Here is a 589-nt window from a genome sequence, read left to right on the forward strand (position 1 = left end):
TATTCATGACCGGTTAATAAAAACGAAACAGGTTCGTACAAATGGTTATGATACCGTTTAGCAAACTTCATAGGAGCAAGTAGTGAATAATTCAGTTGCCTGTCCAGTATTTCATCATCACTGACAGGGCAAGTAATTTCGACTTTATCTTGAAATTTCGGAAGTAGCTGTTTCAACTTGGACAAATAAATCACCTACTCGTTTTCTTCCATTCCAATGGCTTTCAACATACGGTTATTAATACGGAGGGATTTTATCCTTTGAATAAATTGGTCATCCTTTAGCAAGTTCCGTTGTAGGAATTCATCGACAACCTCTTCTTCGGAGTATTCACAGTATTCAGCGTAGTGAGAAACGATAGCTCTGGTTCGTTCGGAAATTTTCCAGTTTACTTCTTTAGCGTTTTTATTTTTAGGTTTGATAAACTCTAAGGGTTTTGTCATGTAGCCCAAACCTCCCATTTTGACATAGTAATTCACACCCATTTTAACATAGTATTTCCCATAGTGGGAACATCTATTCCCACTTCAAAAATTACGTTGCAATTTAGGTTGCGATTTCATATGCTAAATAGCCAAGAGTGTTGACA

General features: G+C 36.7%; 2 protein-coding genes. Both read right to left on the reverse strand.

Annotated elements, in window-relative coordinates:
• The coding region (locus tag MXD58_RS31800; RefSeq protein WP_250610037.1) for a hypothetical protein at positions 1 to 194 on the reverse strand (194 nt) is incomplete at its 3' end.
• Positions 195 to 485 (reverse strand): hypothetical protein, encoded by a 291-nt coding sequence (locus tag MXD58_RS31805; RefSeq protein WP_250610038.1) that lies wholly within the window; start codon positions 483 to 485, stop codon positions 195 to 197.
• Between the last annotated feature and the right edge of the window lie 104 nt (positions 486 to 589).

The organism is Frankia sp. AgKG'84/4 (genome assembly GCF_023242965.2).
Taxonomy (GTDB): Bacteria; Actinomycetota; Actinomycetes; order Frankiales; family Frankiaceae; genus Frankia.

Excerpts from the sequence above, each read along its gene's own strand:
- MXD58_RS31805 (WP_250610038.1), bottom strand. The coding sequence starts at position 485 with ATGGGTGTGAATTACTATGTCAAAATGGGAGGTTTGGGCTACATGACA.